Source organism: Burkholderia sp. MBR-1, assembly GCF_013822785.1.
Taxonomy (GTDB): domain Bacteria; phylum Pseudomonadota; class Gammaproteobacteria; order Burkholderiales; family Burkholderiaceae; genus Burkholderia; species Burkholderia vietnamiensis.
The window spans coordinates 263,535-281,006 of sequence record NZ_CP053610.1 but is presented as its reverse complement, the minus strand read 5'-3'; the positions used below and the strand labels follow the sequence as shown (position 1 = coordinate 281,006).

Here is a 17,472-nt window from a genome sequence, read left to right as displayed (position 1 = left end):
ACGCGCCCGCATTCTATTGCACGCACCGTAGCGTGTGCGCAGCGGCGGGCTTCGCGTCAGCTGACCCGGTTCACTACCAGGTCGGCAAGTTCGGCGAGACGCTGTGCGCGCGCGCCGAACGGTTTCAGCGCATCGTGCGCTTCAGCGCGCAGCTGCGCTGCGAGCTCACGCGATGCGTCGAGGCCGAGGATCGATACGTAGGTCGGCTTGTCGTTCGCTGCATCCTTGCCAGCCGTCTTGCCGAGCGTCGCCGAATCGGTCGTGACGTCGAGAATGTCGTCGACGACCTGGAACGCCAGGCCCACGGCCCCCGCGTACACATCGAGTGCGGCCATCGCATCCGCCGACGGCGTCTCGCCTGCCAGCGCGCCCATCCGCACAGCGGCGCGCAACAGCGCGCCGGTCTTCATCCGGTGCATCGTCTCGAGCTGCTCGCGCGTCAGCTTCAGGCCGACGCTCGCCAGATCGATCGCCTGCCCGCCGGCCATGCCGATCGAGCCGCTCGCGAGCGCCAGCTCGCGCACCAGCGCGGCCTGCTGCACGGGCGACAGCGCGTCGGCATCCGTCAGCGCGACGAATGCCTGCGACTGCAGCGCATCGCCGACCAGCAGCGCCGTCGGCTCGTCGTACTGCACGTGCACGGTCGGCTTGCCGCGACGCAGCGCGTCGTCGTCCATGCACGGCATGTCGTCGTGCACCAGCGAGTAGACGTGGATCATCTCCAGCGCCGCCGCCGCCGCGTTGCGCGCCGCTTCGGTCGCGCCCGTCAGCTCACCCGCTGCATGGCACAGCAGCGGGCGAACGCGTTTGCCCCCACCGAGGACCGCGTAGCGCATCGCCTCGTGGAGTTGCGTGGGCACCACGTTGTCGGCCGGCAAATAGTGGCCGAGTGCGTCCTCGACACGGTCAAGTACGGACCGCATCCATTGTTCGAATGTCATAGATCGTCGTCGTCGCCGTCCGTGGCGGCCGTTCCGGAGGAAAGCGGCTTCAGCGTCGCGCCGTCGAGCACGCGGACCTGTTGCTCCACTTTCTCGAGCTGCTGTTGGCAAAACGCAACGAGGGCCGCGCCGCGGCGATACGCGGCAAGCGAATCCTCGAGGCTCAACGCGCCGCCTTCCATCCGGGCAACCAGCGATTCGAGTTCCGCCAGCGCCGTTTCGTACTTGTCCGGCAACGGTTCGGTGCCGTTACCGGCCGCGGTGTCGCCGGGGGATGCGGTTTTCGCCATGGACGAGGGTGTCAAATTGCAAAACAAGTCGGACATTCTACGGCAAAAGAGAAATTTCCGACCTGCCGACGTGGGTACCCGGCCCCACATGCGACCCCGTATCGGGTGCGGACCATGCGCGGGCCCATCGACGCCCGACAAAAAATTGACACAAATCAGGCACTTAATCCTGGCCTTACGAGGGGATCCGGGTATAATTCTCCGTTTCCCTAAATCGATTTTTCGATGGTTGGGTTGTTCACTGCTTTCACGCTATCACCGGGAGTGGGAATGTCCAATCTGAGCGATGCGCTTCAGTTGAAGTCGGCTCATAGCCAGCTTCCAGTCACTGCTTACTTCGATGAGGCGCTGCTTGAGCGCGAGATCGAAACCCTCTTCAAGAAAGGACCTCGTTACATCGGGCACGAGTTGATGGTGCCCGAAGCGGGGGATTATTTTGCGCTGCCGTCCGAACAGGAAGGCCGCGTGCTGGTACGCAATCAGGCGAACCAGGTCGAGTTGCTGTCGAACGTCTGCCGTCACCGTCAGGCGATCATGCTCAATGGGCGCGGCCGCACCCAGAACATCGTGTGCCCGCTGCACCGCTGGACTTACGACCTGGACGGCCAGCTGCTCGGCGCGCCGCACTTCCCCGACAAGCCGTGCCTGAATCTCGGCAAGAGCCCGCTGCAGAACTGGCAGGGGCTGCTGTTCGAGGCCGAAGGCCGCAACGTCGCGCGCGATCTCGCGAATCTCGGCACGAAACATCATTTCGACTTCGCCGAGTATCAGTTCGATCACGTCGAAGTGCACGAGTGCGATTACAACTGGAAGACGTTCATCGAGGTCTACCTCGAGGACTACCACGTCGTCCCGTTCCATCCGGGCCTCGGCAGCTTCGTGTCGTGCGACGATCTCAAATGGGAGTTCGGCGAATGGTACAGCGTGCAGACGGTCGGCGTGCACAACGCACTCGCGAAGCCGGGCAGCGCGACTTACCAGAAGTGGCACGAGCAGGTGCTCAAGTTCCGCAACGGCGTACCGCCTGAGTTCGGGGCGATCTGGATGGTCTATTACCCGGGCCTGATGATCGAGTGGTATCCGCACGTGCTGGTGGTGTCGTGGCTGATTCCGCGCGGCCCGCAGAAGACGACCAACATCGTCGAGTTCTATTACCCCGAGGAAATCGCATTGTTCGAGCGCGAATTCGTCGAGGCGGAGCGCGCCGCGTATATGGAAACGGCCGTCGAGGACGATGAAATCGCCATGCGGATGGACGCGGGCCGTCGCGCGCTGATGGCGCGCGGCGAATCGCAGGTCGGCCCGTATCAGAGCCCGATGGAAGACGGCATGCAACACTTCCACGAGTTCCTGCGCCGCCATCTCGGCGATCTCTGATCGCTCACGCGACGGCCGGCCGTGCAACGCATCCGGCATCATGAAAAGACGGGCTTCGGCCCGTCTTTTTTTGTTTAGACTTCGGGTATCGGGCCGTTCGCACTCCAGGGAGCCGTCATGCCACACACTCACTACACCACGCTCATCTCCGCCGCCAATCTCGCCGAGCGGCTGGCCGCGGCACCGGGCAGCGTCGCCGTGTTCGACTGCCGCTTCGATCTCGCCGATCCGGCAGCAGGCGAAGCCGCTTACGCAGCCGGCCATATTCCCGGCGCACAGTATCTGCACCTCGATCGCGACCTGTCCGGCCGCAAGACCGGCACCAACGGCCGCCATCCGCTGCCGAGCCGCGACGCACTGGCCTCGCTGATGGCCAGCCGCGGCGTCAAGCAGGGCCAGCAGGTGGTTGCGTATGACGCGCACGGCGGCGCCTATGCGGCGCGCCTGTGGTGGTTGCTGCGCTGGCTCGGGCACGACTCCGTGGCGGTGCTCGACGGCGGTCTGCAGGCATGGGAGGCGTCCGGCCAGCCGCTGACGACGGACGTGCAGCATCCGGCTGTGGGCGACTTCCGCGCGGCCGCGCCGCTCGAGTCGACCGTCGACGCGGCGGCCGTGCTCGCGAACATCGCGTCGGGCGCGCGGATCGTGATCGACGCTCGGGCGCCGGACCGCTATCGCGGCGAAAACGAAACGATCGATCGTGTCGGCGGCCATATTCCCGGCGCGCGCAACCGCTTCTTCAAGGACAATCTCGCCGCCGACGGCCGCTTCAAGACGGGCCACGAGCTGCGCGAGACGTTCAGCGCCCTGCTGGCCGGCGTCCAGCCGAACAGCGTGATCCTGCAATGCGGCTCGGGTGTGACCGCATGCCACAACGCGCTCGCGCTCGAAATCGCGGGGCTGCACGGCGCGTCGCTGTATCCGGGCTCGTGGAGCGAATGGAGCGCCGATCCGGCGCGGCCGATCGCGACCGGTCCGACGCCGTAAGCGCCGGCACGGCGCGACGAACGGGCGGTTCCTGATGCCGCCCGTTCGCTTACATCACGCCGTACTTCTGGAACCACTCGATCGCGCGCTTCCACCCGTCTTCCGCGTCGGCCTTCACGTAGCTCGGCCGGTAATCGGCGAAGAACGCGTGGCCGGCATCCGGATACACGACGATCTCCGACTGGCGCGCGCGCGTCGAATCGCTCGTCTGGATCGCATTACGCATGTCGGCGAGCGACGCCTGCGTGATGTTGGCGTCCTTCTCGCCATAGAGGCCGAGCACCGGCACCTTCAGCAACGACGCATGATCGACCGGATTGAACGGCGTCATCTCGTCGGTCTTGCCCTCGACGAAGCCGTACCACGCCACCGCCGCGAGCACGTGCGGGTTGTGCTCCGCATAGAGCCACGCCTGGCGGCCGCCCCAGCAGAACCCCGTCACGCCGAGCCGCGCCGGATCGCCGCCGTTCCTGCCGGCCCACGCGACGGTCGCATCGAGATCCTCGGTCACCTGCCGGTCGGGCACCTTGCTGATGATGTTCTCGTAGAGATCCTTCATCGTCGGATACTTCGCCGCGTTGCCCTGCCGCGCGAACAGGTCGGGCGCGATCGCGAGGTAGCCGAGCTTCGCAAAGCGCCGGCACACATCGGCGATATGCGCATGCACGCCGAAGATCTCGTGGATCACGATGACGATCGGCAGATTCGTCTTGTCGACCGGCTGCGCGCGATACGCGGGGATGCTCGCATCGCCGGAACGGATTTCGATCGTGTCGACGTCGAGCCCCGCGCTGTCGGTCGTGATCGTCTGCGCCGACACGGGCAGCACGGCCGCCGCGAAGGCGCTGCCGAGCGCGGCCTGCATGAACTTGCGGCGCGAGAACGGAACGTGGGGGACCAAGCTGTCGACTTCGGGTTTCAACATGAATGCACTCCTCGATTGGGCACCGCCGTCATGGCCGCGAACGGAACCGGACGGAGCGTCGCGCCGTCGAACGACGCGGATGTCGCGGCGGCTGGCACACCGCCGCAACCGGAAACCCGCACAAGATGCCCAATAATCCGTTGTCGCGTCAACTGTCGGAGATGTAAGACTCGATTACCGACGTGGCTGTCCCGCTCGTCGGCGGGCGCGCGACCCACCGCGTCGCGCGAATGAAACGGCGTGTCGTCATGCGTGCGCGGCTGGTCGGACGCGGACCTCGCAGCGCGGCAATCGCACGTGCCGCGGGCATCGACGCAGCCGGTCACGCGCTGCCCGCTCGATGCCCGCATCCACCGCGCGCGACTAGTGCAGCTTCACACGCGGCAGCGTCGTCCGCCGCAGCCAGTGCGCGACCGTATCGAGCACCATGCGCGGATAGCCGTGCAGCGCCGCGACGTGCAGCCGGTACAACGACATGTACATGAACCGCGCGAACAACCCTTCGATCAGCATGTTGCCGCCGATCAACCCGCCCATCAGGTTGCCGACCGCGCTGAAGTGGCCGAGCGACACGAGCGAACCGAAATCGCGATACGTGAACTCGGGCAGCGGCCGGCCGTCGAGCCGGCATCCGATCGCCTTCAGCAGGAAGCTCGCCTGCTGATGCGCGGCCTGCGCGCGCGGCGGCACGTTGCGTTCGTGGCCGGGCCATGCGCATGCCGCGCAGTCGCCGAGTGCGAACACGTTGTCGTCGATGACGGTCTGCAGCGTACGGCGCACGTCGAGCTGGCCGAGCTTGTTGACCTGCAGGCCGTCCAGCTGCCCGAGCACGGCCGGCGCCTTGATGCCGGCCGCCCACACCGTGAGGTCGGCGCGCACGGCCTTGCCGCTCGCGGTATGCACGAATCCCGGCGCGACTTCGGTCACGCGCTCGGCCAGCATCAGGCGAACGCCGAGCTTCTCGAGCAGTTCGGCCGTCGCCGACGACACGCGCTCCTGCAGCGCGGGGAGAATGCGCGGGCCCGATTCGATCAGCACGATGCCGACGTCATGCCGCGGATCGAGCTTGTGCAGCCCATACACGGACAGCACCTGCGCGGTGTTGCGCAGTTCGGCCGACAACTCGACGCCCGTCGCCCCGCCGCCGACGATCACGACCTGGATGCGCGGCTCGGCGGCCGCGCCCGGTGCGGGCTCAGCCGGTGCCTGGTGCTCGGCGCGCATGCACGCAGCGATCAGGCGCTTGCGGAAGCGCTCGGCTTCGCCGACCGTATCGAGCGCGATCGCGTTTTCCGCCGCGCCCTGCACGCCGAAGAAGTGCGTCGTGCTGCCGATCGCGATCACCAGCGTGTCGTATTCCAGATCGCGCGCGGGCAGCAGTTCCGCGCCGTCGCTGTCGTTGACTGGCGCCAGCGCGATGCGCTTCGCGGTGCGATCGAGCGCGGTCAGCTCGCCCTGCTGAAACTCGAAGCCATGCCAGCGCGCCTGCGCCGCATATTCGAGCTCCTGCGTGAACGGGTCCATGCTGCCGGCCGCGACCTCGTGCAGCAACGGCTTCCAGATGTGAGTCGGATTGCGGTCGACGAGCGTGACGAGCGCACGCGCGGGACGATTGCCGCTCGCACCGTAACGATCGCCGAGCCGGGTCGCCAGTTCGAGGCCGCCCGCGCCTCCGCCTACGATGATGATCCGATGCATCCGATTCCCCCTTTGCGATTCGACACTGCTGCCGCCGGACGAGGCAGACGCGATGCCTTCGCGCCGCCCGCTGGATTAACCGGTTCGGACACCATCGATGTGCAGTTCGAAACACACTCCGATGCGTCCAAGCCAGGGAACGCGGGGCGCGCAGCCCCGAAACAATCAATTGCCGATCTGCATTGTCCGGAGCTTGCGCGTCGATCACAAGCAAACCATCTCGATATTCGAGCATCCCCGCAACAATATGCCGAAGGGAGCGGGAATCGCGCGATGCGTCAGTGGGCCTCTTCCCAGTTCGCGCCGGCGCCGACTTCGGCGACCAGCGGCACCTTCAGCTTCGCGACGCCGCACATCATTTCGGGCAGCTTCTCGCGTACCAGCGACAGCTCGTCGTCGGGCACCTCGAGCACCAGTTCATCGTGCACCTGCATGATCATGCGCGATGCAAGCCGGTCGCGCGTGAGCCAGTCGTCGACCGCGATCATCGACAGCTTGATCAGATCGGCTGCCGTGCCCTGCATCGGTGCATTGATTGCGGCACGCTCGGCCGCCTGCCGGCGCGGCCCGTTGCCGCCGTTGATTTCCGGCAGCCACAGGCGACGGCCGAACACCGTTTCGACATAGCCCTGGTCCTTCGCCGCCGCACGGGTGTCTTCCATGTACTGCGCGACCCCCGGGTAGCGCGCGAAATAGCGGTCGATGTACAGCTTCGCCGCATCGCGCGTGATGCCGAGATTCGATGCGAGTCCGAACGCGCTCATCCCGTAGATCAACCCGAAGTTGATCACCTTCGCGATGCGGCGCTGATCCGAATTCACCTCGAGCGGCGTCACGCCGAACACTTCGGCCGCGGTCGCGCGGTGGATGTCCTCGCCGTGCGCGAACGCGCGCAGCAACGACGCATCGCCGGAGATGTGCGCCATGATCCGCAATTCGATCTGCGAATAGTCGGCCGACACGATCCGATGGCCCGGCGACGCGATGAACGCTTCGCGAATGCGCCGGCCTTCGGCCGTGCGCACGGGGATGTTCTGCAGGTTCGGCTCGTTCGACGCGAGCCGGCCGGTGACCGCCACGGCCTGCGCATAGTTCGTGTGTACGCGGCCCGTCGCCGGGTTCACCATGCGCGGCAGCTTGTCGGTGTAGGTCGACTTCAGCTTCGACAGCCCGCGATGCTCGAGCAGCAGCTTCGGCAGCGGGTAATCCTCGGCGAGCTTCTGCAGCACTTCTTCGTCGGTGGACGGCGCGCCGCTCGGCGTCTTCTTCACGACCGGCAACTGCAGCTTCTCGAAGAAGATCTGGCCGATCTGCTTCGGCGAGCCGAGATTGAATTCGCCGCCGGCCAGCTCGTACGCCTGCCCTTCGAGCTCGATGAGCCGCGTCGCGATCTCGTTGCTTTGCGCGTGCAACAGCGCGTCGTCGATCAGCACGCCGGTGCGCTCCATCTTGCGCAGCACCAGCGACACCGGCATCTCGATCTCGCGATACACGCGCTCGAGGCCCGCTTCGCGTGCGATCTGCGGATAGAGCACGTGATGCAGCTGCAGCGTGATGTCGGCGTCTTCGGCCGCGTACGCGGCAGCCTGGTCGAGCGCCACCTCGTCGAAGCCGATCTGCTTCGCGCCCTTGCCTGCGACGTCTTCGTACTTGATCGTCTTGACGCCCAGATGGCGCAGCGCGAGGCTGTCCATGTCGTGCGTGCGGTGCGATTCGAGCACGTACGACTCGAGCAGCGTGTCGTGCTCGATGCCGTTCAGCGCGATGTCGTAGTTCGCGAGCACCTGCGCGTCGTACTTCAGATGCTGGCCGACCTTCTTGCGGTCGGCCGCTTCGAGCCACGGCTTCAGGCGCGCGAGCACGTCGTCGAGGGGCAGTTGCTCGGGCAGATCGGGCCCGCGATGCGCGACCGGCAGATACGCGGCCTTGCCCGGCTCGACCGAAAATGACAGCCCGACGAGTCGTGCGGTCATCGGATCGAGCGACGTGGTTTCGGTGTCGAACGCCGTCAGTGCGGCTGCATCGATCTTCGCGAACCACGCGTCGAATTGCGCCCAGGTCTGGATCGTCTCGTACTCGCGCACGATGTCGGTTGAGACCACCGGCGCCGGCTCGCCGTCGCGCGCGTCGGCGCCGCCGCCTTCCGGCGGTGCGCTGTCGACCTCGCGCAGCCATGTCTTGAAGCCGTAACGCGCGAAGATGTCGCGCAGCAGGTCGCGTGCTTCGCCGTCGGTCTTCAGCGACGCCTCGATCGATTCGAGATGCGGTGCGAGATCGCAGGCGGTATCGACGGTCACGAGCTTGCGGCCGAGCGGCAGGAAGTCGAGCGCGCGGCGCAGGTTGTCGCCGACCACGCCCTTGATCTCGCCTGCGTGCTCGATCACGCCGTCGAGGCTGTCGTATTGCGACAGCCACTTCACGGCCGTCTTCGGCCCGCACTTCTCGACGCCCGGCACGTTGTCGACGGTGTCGCCGATCAGCGCGAGGTAATCGATGATGCGCTCGGGCGGCACGCCGAACTTCGCGATCACGCCGTCGCGATCGAGCGTCTCGTTCGTCATCGTGTTGACGAGCGTGACGCGCTCGGTCACGAGCTGTGCGAGATCCTTGTCGCCGGTCGACACGATCACGTTCATGCCGCGCTGCTCGGCCTCGCGCGCGAGCGTGCCGATCACGTCGTCGGCCTCGACGCCCTCGACCATCAGCAGCGGCCAGCCGAGCGCGCGCACCGCGCCGTGAATCGGCTCGACCTGCAAGGCGAGATCGGGCGGCATCGACGGACGGTTTGCCTTATAGTCGGCATAAAGGTCGTCGCGGAACGTCTTGCCCTTTGCATCGAACACGCAAGCGCTATACTCTGCACTGACTTCCTTGCGCATACGGCGCAGCATGTTGATGATTCCGTAGAGCGCTCCGGTCGGCTCCCCGCCAGGGCCACGCAGATCAGGCATCGCATGGTAAGCCCGATACAGATAGCTCGAACCGTCAACCAATAGCAGGGTCTTACCTTCCAGATTTCGTTCTTCAGGCATTATGAACAAGAGAAAAGTGATTCCGAGTCTGCGTTCGCTCGCAGATCAAGAACGCGCGACGGCCAAGAAGGCGCGCGCATCGTGGCAGATGTTCACGATTATGGCAGAGTTTATCGAGGCAACCGAGTACCTGTCGGAGATCCGTCCGGCCGTCAGCATCTACGGTTCTGCCCGCCTCAAGCCCGACACGCCGCACTACAAGCTCGCCGCGCAAATCGCCCGCAAACTGTCCGACGCCGGCTTCGCGGTGATCTCCGGCGGCGGCCCCGGCATCATGGAAGCGGCGAACAAGGGCGCGCACGCCGGCAAGGCGCCGTCGGTCGGCCTGAACATCGAATTGCCGCATGAGCAGGCCGGCAACCATTACCAGGACATCTCGCTGCGCTTTCGCCACTTCTTCACGCGCAAGGTCACGTTCGTCAAGAACTCCGACGCGGTGATCGTGATGCCGGGCGGCTTCGGCACGCTCGACGAACTGTCCGAAGTGCTCACGCTGATCCAGACGAAGAAGTCGCGGCTCGTGCCGATCATCCTCGTCGGCAGCGAGTTCTGGAAGGGGCTGCTGCAGTGGTTCCGCGACCAGCTGATTCCGATGGGCCTGATCAATCCCGAAGACATGGACCTGATGCAGGTGATCGACGATCCCGACCAGGTGCTCGACGCCGTGCTCGCCTTCTACGAGGACAGCGGCGAAGAAGAAGGCCCGGAAGGCGACGACGAACCGCCGCGCCCCGAAGAAGACCGCATGTTCTATCTGTAACCGGGACGATGCCGCTGCCGGCGCATTGCCGGCAGCGCGCGGTCCACACGCGGCAGGCGGCGCGATTGCGCTGCCTGCCGCGTGTCATTTTGTAACCTCGCATTAATCGGCGCCGCGCGGCCGCGTGCGGTCGAATGTCAAATTCGCGCGCAACGTCGCACGACGTTGCTTGGCCGTGAACCCTCATTGTCAAATCGCGCCGAACGTGGTGGCCGACACGGCCGCGCCCGGCGCCAATCAGCCGTTACAAACGCGGCTCGCATTTTTCGTCGCGCGCCAGCACACTGCATCTCGTCGGCGCGGCGTCCCCCCGGTGGAAACGATTCCCCCTCGCGTCCATCGCGTCGCACCGGCATCTGATCACGACATCACGGAAAACAACATGAAACCCACGCTGCTCGCCCTTTCTCTCGCCGGCCTCGGTCTCACGGTGTCCGGCCTCGCCCACGCCGTCAACGTCGACGTGAACATCGGCACCGCGGCGCCGGTGATCGTCGCCCCCGCGCCTGCGGTGATCGTCGGCTGGCACGGCGACCGCTATTGGGACGGCCGTCGCTACTGGGAGCGCCGTGAATGGGAAGACCACGAACGCGGCTACCGGCACGAACCGCGCGGCGGCTATCACTGCCCGCCGGGACACGCGAAGAAGGGCGAGTGCTGAGCATCCGCGCGGCGCGCTGATCGCGCCGTGTAACGCACCAACAAGAAGGCCGCATGCGAACCACGGTTCGCATGCGGCCTTCGTCGTTGCACGCGCAACTGCGCTGCGACGTGAGGTTACTGGAACGCCACCTCGGCAAAGCTCCGCAGCTTGCGACTGTGCAGCTTGTCGAGTCCGTTGGTGCGGAGGATTTCCATCGCCTTCACGCCGATCTGCAGATGCTGATCGACCTGACCGCGATAGAACGTATCGGCCATGCCCGGCAGCTTCAGCTCGCCGTGCAACGGCTTGTCCGACACGCACAGCAACGTGCCGTACGGCACGCGGAACCGGAACCCGTTCGCGGCGATCGTCGCGCTTTCCATGTCGAGCGCGATCGCGCGGCTCTGCGACAGCCGCTGCACGGGCTCGCGATGATCGCGCAATTCCCAGTTGCGGTTGTCGACGCTCGCGACCGTACCCGTGCGCATCACGCGCTTGAGCTCGGTGCCGTCGAGCTGCGTGACCTCGGCCACCGCGCGCTCCAGCGCGAGTTGCACTTCGGCGAGCGCGGGGATCGGCACCCACAGCGGCAGGTCGGCGTCGAGCACGTGGTCCTCGCGCACGTAGCCGTGCGCGAGCACGTAGTCGCCGAGGCGCTGCGTGTTGCGCAGGCCCGCGCAATGACCGAGCATCACCCACGCGTGCGGACGCAGCACCGCGATGTGATCGGTGATCGTCTTCGCGTTCGACGGGCCGACGCCGATGTTGACCATCGTGATGCCGCTGCCGTCCGCGCGCTTCAGGTGGTACGCGGGCATCTGCGGCAGCCGCGGCGGCGCGGCGCCCTCGACCGGCTCGCTGCCGAGGTTCGCGTTGTACGTGACCACATCGCCCGGCTCCACGAACGAACTGTATTGACTGCGGTACGCACGCACGTCGGGATCGCTGCTTTCCGTCATCAGCGTGCGGCCGAGCTTCACGAACTCGTCGATGTAGAACTGGTAGTTCGTATACAGCACGTAATTCTGGAAGTGCGTCGGCGACGTGGCCGTGTAATGACGCAGCCGGTGCAGCGAGAAGTCGACGCGCGCCGCGGTGAACAACGCGAGCGGATGCGGCTCGCCGGGCGCCGGCTCGAACGTGCCGTTGACGATGCGATCGTCGAGATACGACAGATCGGGCGTGTCGAAGATGTCGCGCATCGCGAGCAGGCGGTCGCGGTCGAGCTCGCCTTCGAGGTGGATGCCCTCGGGAAACGCGAAGTGCACGGGAATCGGCTGCGACGAAACGCCGATCTCGATCTTCACGTGATGGTTTTTCGACAACAGGCGAAGTTGCTCGCGATAGTAGTTCGCGAACAGGTCGGGGCGCGTGACGGTCGTCTCGAACACGCCGGGGCCGGCGACGAAGCCGTACGAGCGGCGCGAATCGACGTGCGTGTTGACGTCGGTGCGAATCCGCACGAACGGATAGCACGCGCGCACGTGCTCGGTGATCGGTTCGTGGCGCCGGTAGCGCGCGAACGCATCGCGCAGGAAGCCAGTATTGGTGTCGTAGATGGCCGACAGTCGCGCGACGGCGGCGATGGAATCGTCGAAGGCTTCGACGGGTGGGCTTTCGGGCGTCAGCACGCGGTGCCGGCGGCTCAAATCGTTCTTCATTTTCGTCACCTCATCTGATCGGACCACATTACCACGGAACCCGGTCACGCTCATGGCTCCGCGCAGCCACGGCGGTCGCACGCGACGGGCGGGCTGCACGCAGTAATTTGCTAAAATCGGCGGGTTCACTGGAGACTCATCATGAAGCCGCTCATTCTCGTCGTCGCCGCCGCGCTTGCTGGCACGTTTGCCGCCGCCGGAGCCGCGTACGCGGCCGGCAGCACGTCGGACGCCGACGCGCAGGCGCGCGCCGAGGCCAACGAAGCCGCCGGCCTGCCCGATCTCCGCAAGATCAACCGGCCGGGCGCCGAAGTCACGTCCAAGGTCGACTTCGCCGACATCCGCCGCACGCCGAGCTTTCACGAAAAAAGCAAGAACGGCACCGAAGTCACCGAGTATCGCGATCGCGGCAAGCCGGTCGAGATCGACGTGAAGTCGAATTTCGGCACGCGCTATCAGATGAGCTCGTCGATCGACACGTCGCCGAAGCCGCACGACGCCGGCGTGCCGATCACGCGCCTGCCGTCGGTGAACCTGCACTATTGATTTGCGCGACGCCGCGCCGGTTTCGGCGCGGCGCGCCGCGCTCCCTCCATTCCCGTCGCGCCGCACGCCGCGCGCGTCGACAACTGACCAGACGCATCTCGCATGGCCGTTTTCACCGCTGTTTCCGACTCCGATCTCGCGCAATGGATGCGCCACTACGAACTGGGCGACGTGCTGGCGTTCCGCGGCATTCCGTCCGGCATCGAAAACAGCAACTTCTTCCTGACGACGACGCGCGGCGAATACGTGCTGACGATCTTCGAGAAGCTGACGGCCGAACAGCTGCCGTTCTATCTGGACCTGATGCGCCACCTGGCAAGCCATCGCGTGCCGGTGCCGGACCCGGTGCCGCGCGACGACGGCGCCCTGTTCGGCCTGCTGCACGGCAAGCCGGCCGCGATCGTGACCAAGCTCGACGGCGCCGCGGAGCTCGCGCCCGGCGTCGAACACTGCATCGAAGTCGGCCAGATGCTGGCGCGCATGCACCTGGCGGGGCGCGACTACGCGCGCCAGCAGCCGAACCTGCGCAGCCTGCCGTGGTGGCAGGAAAACGTGCCGGCGATCGTGCCGTTCATTTCCGACGCGCAGCGCGCGCTGCTCGAAAGCGAACTCGCGCACCAGGCCGCGTTCTTCGCGTCGGACGACTACGCGGCGCTGCCGAGCGGCCCGTGCCACTGCGATCTGTTCCGCGACAACGTGCTATTCGCGCACGCGGCGCCCGGCACCGGCCACGACGTACGGCTCGGCGGCTTCTTCGACTTCTATTTCGCCGGCTGCGACAAATGGCTGTTCGACGTCGCGGTGACCGTCAACGACTGGTGCGTCGACCTCGCGACCGGCGTGCTCGACACCGCGCGCGCCGACGCGCTGCTGCGCGCATACCAGACCGTGCGGCCGTTCACCGCCGAGGAGCGCCGCCACTGGAGCGACATGCTGCGCGCCGGCGCGTACCGGTTCTGGGTGTCCCGCCTGTACGACTTCTACCTGCCGCGCGCGGCCGAAATGCTGAAGCCGCACGATCCCGGTCATTTCGAACGCATTCTCCGTGAGCGGATCGCCCACACGCCCGCGCTTCCCGAGACCCACACCGCATGCAACTGATCGAAGTACCCGCGAAAGCGGGCTATGTCTGGTTCCGTCAAGGCATCTGGCTGTTCCGCCGGAACCCGCTCGCGTTCATCACGCTGTTCTTCACGTACCTGCTGGCGATCACGCTGGTGTCGATGGTGCCGGTGGTCGGCGCGGCGCTGCCGCTGGTGTTCATCCCCGGCATCGCGGTCGGCTTCATGGCCGCGTGCCGCGACACCGTGGCCGGCAAGCCGGTGATGCCGACGATCCTCGTCGACGGCTTCCGGTCGTACGGCAAGACCGCGACGCAGCGGCTGCTGGTGCTCGGCGTCGTCTACGTCGCGCTGATGGTGCTGGTGTTCGCCGCGTCGTCGCTGGTCGACGGCGGCGGCCTGCTCCACATGATGCTCGGCACGACCGGCGACACGAATCCGACGCCGGAGTCGCTCGCCGCGCAGCGCACGCTCGGTGCGCTGCTCCTCGCCACGCTGCTCTACACGCCGGTCGCGATGCTGTTCTGGTTCGCGCCGGTGCTCACCGCGTGGCACGACATCCCGCCGGCGAAGGCGCTGTTCTTCAGCATCGTCAGCTGCTGGCGCAATCGCGGCGCGTTCCTCGTGTACGGGCTGCTGTGGTTCGGCATCGCGCTCGGCACGTCGTTCGGCCTGTCGCTGCTCTTGCAGGCGCTCGGCGCGGGCGCCTACGTACTGACGATCATGATGCCGGTGACGATCGTGATCGTCACGATGATGTACTGCTCGTTCTACGCGACCTATCGCGGCTGCTTCGGCGTGCAGGAGCCGGGCACGGCGACGCCGATGTCGGGTCGCTGAAACGGCGGTCGGCCGGCTTGCTCGGCCGGCCCTATCCCGTCCTTGGCGGTCGCCCGACCGCCTCATCCAGCCCCGCTACCCGCGCGCTGTTCAAGCAAGCCGTTTGCGCGCAAAATAATTTGCGTGCAAATCGTCAGCGCCGTTTCGCGCCCCATCGGATCATGGACCGCACGCCTTCCCTGCCTCAGACCCTCGACGAGCAACTCTGCTTCGCGCTCTATTCGACTTCGCATGCGATGACGAAGGCGTACAAGCCATTGCTCGACAAGCTGTCGCTGACCTATCCCCAATATCTGGCGATGCTGGTGCTGTGGGAGCGCGACGACATCGCGGTGAAGGACATCGCGGCGCGACTCGACCTCGACCCGGCCACCGTCACGCCGCTGCTGAAGCGGCTGGAGGCGCTCGGCTACGTCGAACGTTCGCGCAGCACCACCGACGAGCGCGTCGTGAACGTGCGGGTGACGCCGGAAGGCCGCGCGCTGAAGGACCAGGCGCGCTCGGTCCCCGCCGATCTTTTTTGCGCAATGCAGCAGACGCCCGAATTCCTCATGAGGCTGCGCGCGGATCTGCAGCAACTGTACGATGCACTGGCAGCCGCCAACGGCGACTGACGAAGCGACCGCATGATGTTCGTGCTCAGCCCGATCGGGCCGCCGAAATTAATTTGCACACTAATCATTTGTGTTCTATATTACTCGGGTGGCCGGCGGCAGCATGTCGCCGGTCCGCTCTCCTCACCTCTACCGACAGGAGTTGCACGATGAACGTTCTATACAAGACGAGCGCCACGAGTACCGGCGGCCGCGACGGCCGCGCCGTTTCGGCCGACAACAAGCTGGACGTGAAGCTGGCCGCACCGCGCGAGCTGGGCGGCACGGGCGCGGAAGGCACGAACCCGGAACAGCTGTTCGCGGCAGGCTACTCCGCATGTTTCCTGAGCGCGATGAAGTTCGTCGCCGGCCAGAACAAGCAGACGCTGCCGGCCGACACGCAAGTGACCGCCGAAGTGGGCATCGGCCCGAACGACGCGGGCGGCTTCGGCCTCGACATCGAACTGCGCGTGTCGCTGCCGGGCCTCGACAAGGCCGACGCGCAAGCGCTCGTCGACAAGGCGCACCACGTGTGCCCGTACTCGAACGCAACCCGCAACAACGTGCCGGTGCGTCTCACGGTCATCTGACACAGCGCGCCGCAGCGGATGCAAAAAGGGCGTGTGGTTCTCCGTGCCGGCGGCGACGCCGGCACGCGTCGCGCCGCTTAGCGGGCGCCGATCGAGAACGGACGGTTCATCGCCGCTTCGCGATCGATCTTGCGCATACGGAATTCGAGGTCGTAAATGTCGGTCGCTTCGGCCAAGTATGCGTCGGCGCGCTCTTTCGCGGCCCGGTCGGCGTTCTTGGTCAGCATCAGGAAGAGGTGGCTCAGCAGGTACATGTTCGATCTCGCTATCGGAAAGGTCTTTGACTAGGGTTTTCCCGTATTATAGGGAAAACCCTAGTTCCTTGCCAGCATCGATCACACCACCCGTCGTTCCGTCGCCACAGTGCGGCGATTGCTTTCGAAAAACGACCAGATCATCGCACTCGCGTCGGGACCGACGGCCGCGTGAAACGGCACGGCTTCGTCGCCGCCGGCCCATGCATGATCGAGCCCTTTCACGTGACACAGGCGCACGACCGGCACGCCTTCCCGTCGCACCTCGGTGATTTGCGCGCCGGCCGACCGCGTTTCCACGCGCTCGCCGCCGCGCAGCGCGCCGCGGCTGTCCGCCAGCCCGTTCAGACGCATGAACTGGACGGCCAGCTGATCGGCATTCTTCGGCGCGACGACGTGATCTCCATCGCCCTGAACGATCAGCGCCGGCATGCCCGGATACGCGCCGGCATCGACGAGCGCATCGACCGCCGCGGCCGGGTTCTGCCGCAGGCCGCGGCGCATCACGTCCATTGCGCTGATCCCGGAATTGGCTTCGCCGAGCGCCGGCCCGGAGTGCAGCGCGACCGCCGCGAAGCGCTCCGGATGGTGCAGCGCCAGCAACGTCGCGAGGCCGGCACCGGCCGACAGGCCGGCCACGTACACGCGCGAGGCGTCGAAGCCGTGCTCGTCGACGACGGCGTCGACCAGCGACGCGACGGCATCGGCTTCGCCGCGGCCCGCCCGGTCGGTATCTTCATACCAGTGCCAGCAACCGTGCGCATGGGCGCGCATCGACTGCTGCGGATACAGCACGGCGAACCCGTGCTGATCGGCCAGCAGATTCATCCGCGTGCCTTGCGCGAACTCGTCGGCCGATTGCTGGCAACCGTGCAGCATCACGACGAGCGGCATCGGACCGCGTCGGCGGCCCTGCGGCACGTACAGCGCGTACGCAAGGTTCTGAACCAACCGGCCCAGCGCGGGCGCCATCGGATGCTCGCCGCGCGTCCATTCGCCGGTTGCCCATGCCGCAGCGCGCGGACGCACGCGCGACTCGCGCACCGGCGACAGCTCGGCCGCGATGGGCGCCGCAGCGGCCTCCAGCGTTTCACGTGCGATCCGCTGCGCATCGCGCGCAGCGCGCTGGGCAGCCGGAGACAGCATGCGTTTCATGCCGCCCAGCCATACCTTCGTCAGACTTTTGGTCATCGATCGAGCTCGCATTCAGTAAAAAAGGGCACGACGCAGGAGCGCATCGTTTAAGTTTGTGCAATGCACCATAACACTGTTCA

General features: G+C 66.2%; 17 protein-coding genes. 9 read left to right on the top strand and 8 right to left on the bottom strand.

From position 1 onward, the window contains the following. Positions 1–56: 56 nt before the first annotated feature. Together MBR110_RS16175 and MBR110_RS16170 are read right to left on the bottom strand one after the other, a co-directional pair. Entirely contained in the window at positions 57–941 is an 885-nt protein-coding gene (locus MBR110_RS16175) for a polyprenyl synthetase family protein (protein WP_011881588.1), read from the bottom strand. Beyond that, entirely contained in the window at positions 938–1,231 is a 294-nt protein-coding gene (locus tag MBR110_RS16170) for an exodeoxyribonuclease VII small subunit (RefSeq protein ID WP_011881587.1), read from the bottom strand. Before MBR110_RS16170 ends, MBR110_RS16175 begins: the two co-directional genes overlap by 4 nt. Positions 1,232–1,501: 270 nt before the next feature. Here MBR110_RS16170 and MBR110_RS16165 point away from each other — a divergent pair, with 270 nt between their 5' ends. Further along, entirely contained in the window at positions 1,502–2,608 is a 1,107-nt protein-coding gene (locus MBR110_RS16165; protein WP_011881585.1) for an aromatic ring-hydroxylating oxygenase subunit alpha, read from the top strand. Positions 2,609–2,725: 117 nt separating this feature from the next. Then, positions 2,726–3,595, top strand: coding sequence for a sulfurtransferase (locus tag MBR110_RS16160; protein WP_176321399.1), 870 nt, complete (start codon positions 2,726–2,728; stop codon positions 3,593–3,595). Positions 3,596–3,644: 49 nt separating this feature from the next. Here the strand turns inward: MBR110_RS16160 and MBR110_RS16155 are convergent, their stop codons facing one another. The 3 genes from MBR110_RS16155 to polA form a co-directional block, all read right to left on the bottom strand. Then, positions 3,645–4,520: a dienelactone hydrolase family protein gene (locus tag MBR110_RS16155; protein WP_176153624.1), complete on the bottom strand. Its 876-nt coding sequence runs from the start codon at positions 4,518–4,520 to the stop codon at positions 3,645–3,647. Positions 4,521–4,883: 363 nt separating this feature from the next. Then, positions 4,884–6,218, bottom strand: a complete 1,335-nt coding sequence (locus tag MBR110_RS16150; protein ID WP_046424659.1) for an NAD(P)/FAD-dependent oxidoreductase — start codon at positions 6,216–6,218, stop codon at positions 4,884–4,886. 278 nt (positions 6,219–6,496) lie between these two features. Further along, positions 6,497–9,250 (bottom strand): DNA polymerase I, encoded by a 2,754-nt coding sequence (gene polA / locus MBR110_RS16145; RefSeq protein WP_034194991.1) that lies wholly within the window; start codon positions 9,248–9,250, stop codon positions 6,497–6,499. Position 9,251: 1 nt separating this feature from the next. Between polA and MBR110_RS16140 the strand changes: the two genes are divergently transcribed. Continuing rightward, positions 9,252–10,010 carry a TIGR00730 family Rossman fold protein gene (locus tag MBR110_RS16140; RefSeq protein WP_011881579.1) on the top strand — a complete coding sequence of 253 codons (759 nt, stop codon included), beginning with the start codon at positions 9,252–9,254 and terminating at the stop codon, positions 10,008–10,010. 382 nt (positions 10,011–10,392) lie between these two features. Beyond that, positions 10,393–10,671: a hypothetical protein gene (locus tag MBR110_RS16135; protein WP_011881578.1), complete on the top strand. Its 279-nt coding sequence runs from the start codon at positions 10,393–10,395 to the stop codon at positions 10,669–10,671. Positions 10,672–10,787: 116 nt separating this feature from the next. Here MBR110_RS16135 and MBR110_RS16130 read toward each other — a convergent pair whose 3' ends face one another. Beyond that, positions 10,788–12,314: an AMP nucleosidase gene (locus MBR110_RS16130; RefSeq protein WP_011881577.1), complete on the bottom strand. Its 1,527-nt coding sequence runs from the start codon at positions 12,312–12,314 to the stop codon at positions 10,788–10,790. 141 nt (positions 12,315–12,455) lie between these two features. Here MBR110_RS16130 and MBR110_RS16125 point away from each other — a divergent pair, with 141 nt between their 5' ends. The 5 genes from MBR110_RS16125 to MBR110_RS16105 all read left to right on the top strand — a co-directional run bounded on the left by MBR110_RS16125 (position 12,456) and on the right by MBR110_RS16105 (position 15,944). Next, positions 12,456–12,860, top strand: coding sequence for a hypothetical protein (locus MBR110_RS16125; protein WP_011881576.1), 405 nt, complete (start codon positions 12,456–12,458; stop codon positions 12,858–12,860). Between the two features lie 102 nt (positions 12,861–12,962). Beyond that, positions 12,963–13,961, top strand: coding sequence for a homoserine kinase (locus tag MBR110_RS16120; protein ID WP_011881575.1), 999 nt, complete (start codon positions 12,963–12,965; stop codon positions 13,959–13,961). Next, positions 13,952–14,761: a BPSS1780 family membrane protein gene (locus tag MBR110_RS16115; protein ID WP_011881574.1), complete on the top strand. Its 810-nt coding sequence runs from the start codon at positions 13,952–13,954 to the stop codon at positions 14,759–14,761. Before MBR110_RS16120 ends, MBR110_RS16115 begins: the two co-directional genes overlap by 10 nt. Positions 14,762–14,922: 161 nt before the next feature. Further along, positions 14,923–15,375, top strand: coding sequence for a MarR family winged helix-turn-helix transcriptional regulator (locus tag MBR110_RS16110; protein WP_059462382.1), 453 nt, complete (start codon positions 14,923–14,925; stop codon positions 15,373–15,375). A 149-nt stretch (positions 15,376–15,524) separates the two neighbouring features. Beyond that, complete coding sequence (locus tag MBR110_RS16105; RefSeq protein ID WP_014724648.1) at positions 15,525–15,944, top strand: organic hydroperoxide resistance protein; 420 nt, start codon at positions 15,525–15,527, stop codon at positions 15,942–15,944. 77 nt (positions 15,945–16,021) lie between these two features. Here MBR110_RS16105 and MBR110_RS16100 read toward each other — a convergent pair whose 3' ends face one another. Beyond that, positions 16,022–16,198 (bottom strand): DUF3563 family protein, encoded by a 177-nt coding sequence (locus MBR110_RS16100; RefSeq protein WP_011881571.1) that lies wholly within the window; start codon positions 16,196–16,198, stop codon positions 16,022–16,024. An 81-nt stretch (positions 16,199–16,279) separates the two neighbouring features. Next, entirely contained in the window at positions 16,280–17,389 is a 1,110-nt protein-coding gene (locus MBR110_RS16095) for an extracellular catalytic domain type 1 short-chain-length polyhydroxyalkanoate depolymerase (protein WP_060082126.1), read from the bottom strand. Between the last annotated feature and the right edge of the window lie 83 nt (positions 17,390–17,472).

Excerpts from the sequence above, each read along its gene's own strand:
- MBR110_RS16110 (WP_059462382.1), top strand. The coding sequence starts at position 14,923 with ATGGACCGCACGCCTTCCCTGCCTCAGACCCTCGACGAGCAACTCTGC.
- MBR110_RS16155 (WP_176153624.1), bottom strand. The coding sequence starts at position 4,520 with ATGTTGAAACCCGAAGTCGACAGCTTGGTCCCCCACGTTCCGTTCTCG.
- MBR110_RS16115 (WP_011881574.1), top strand. The coding sequence starts at position 13,952 with ATGCAACTGATCGAAGTACCCGCGAAAGCGGGCTATGTCTGGTTCCGT.
- MBR110_RS16095 (WP_060082126.1), bottom strand. The coding sequence starts at position 17,389 with ATGACCAAAAGTCTGACGAAGGTATGGCTGGGCGGCATGAAACGCATG.
- polA (WP_034194991.1), bottom strand. The coding sequence starts at position 9,250 with ATGCCTGAAGAACGAAATCTGGAAGGTAAGACCCTGCTATTGGTTGAC.
- MBR110_RS16140 (WP_011881579.1), top strand. The coding sequence starts at position 9,252 with ATGAACAAGAGAAAAGTGATTCCGAGTCTGCGTTCGCTCGCAGATCAA.
- MBR110_RS16160 (WP_176321399.1), top strand. The coding sequence starts at position 2,726 with ATGCCACACACTCACTACACCACGCTCATCTCCGCCGCCAATCTCGCC.
- MBR110_RS16165 (WP_011881585.1), top strand. The coding sequence starts at position 1,502 with ATGTCCAATCTGAGCGATGCGCTTCAGTTGAAGTCGGCTCATAGCCAG.
- MBR110_RS16170 (WP_011881587.1), bottom strand. The coding sequence starts at position 1,231 with ATGGCGAAAACCGCATCCCCCGGCGACACCGCGGCCGGTAACGGCACC.
- MBR110_RS16130 (WP_011881577.1), bottom strand. The coding sequence starts at position 12,314 with ATGAAGAACGATTTGAGCCGCCGGCACCGCGTGCTGACGCCCGAAAGC.
- MBR110_RS16175 (WP_011881588.1), bottom strand. The coding sequence starts at position 941 with ATGACATTCGAACAATGGATGCGGTCCGTACTTGACCGTGTCGAGGAC.
- MBR110_RS16100 (WP_011881571.1), bottom strand. The coding sequence starts at position 16,198 with ATGTACCTGCTGAGCCACCTCTTCCTGATGCTGACCAAGAACGCCGAC.
- MBR110_RS16150 (WP_046424659.1), bottom strand. The coding sequence starts at position 6,218 with ATGCATCGGATCATCATCGTAGGCGGAGGCGCGGGCGGCCTCGAACTG.
- MBR110_RS16135 (WP_011881578.1), top strand. The coding sequence starts at position 10,393 with ATGAAACCCACGCTGCTCGCCCTTTCTCTCGCCGGCCTCGGTCTCACG.
- MBR110_RS16120 (WP_011881575.1), top strand. The coding sequence starts at position 12,963 with ATGGCCGTTTTCACCGCTGTTTCCGACTCCGATCTCGCGCAATGGATG.
- MBR110_RS16125 (WP_011881576.1), top strand. The coding sequence starts at position 12,456 with ATGAAGCCGCTCATTCTCGTCGTCGCCGCCGCGCTTGCTGGCACGTTT.
- MBR110_RS16105 (WP_014724648.1), top strand. The coding sequence starts at position 15,525 with ATGAACGTTCTATACAAGACGAGCGCCACGAGTACCGGCGGCCGCGAC.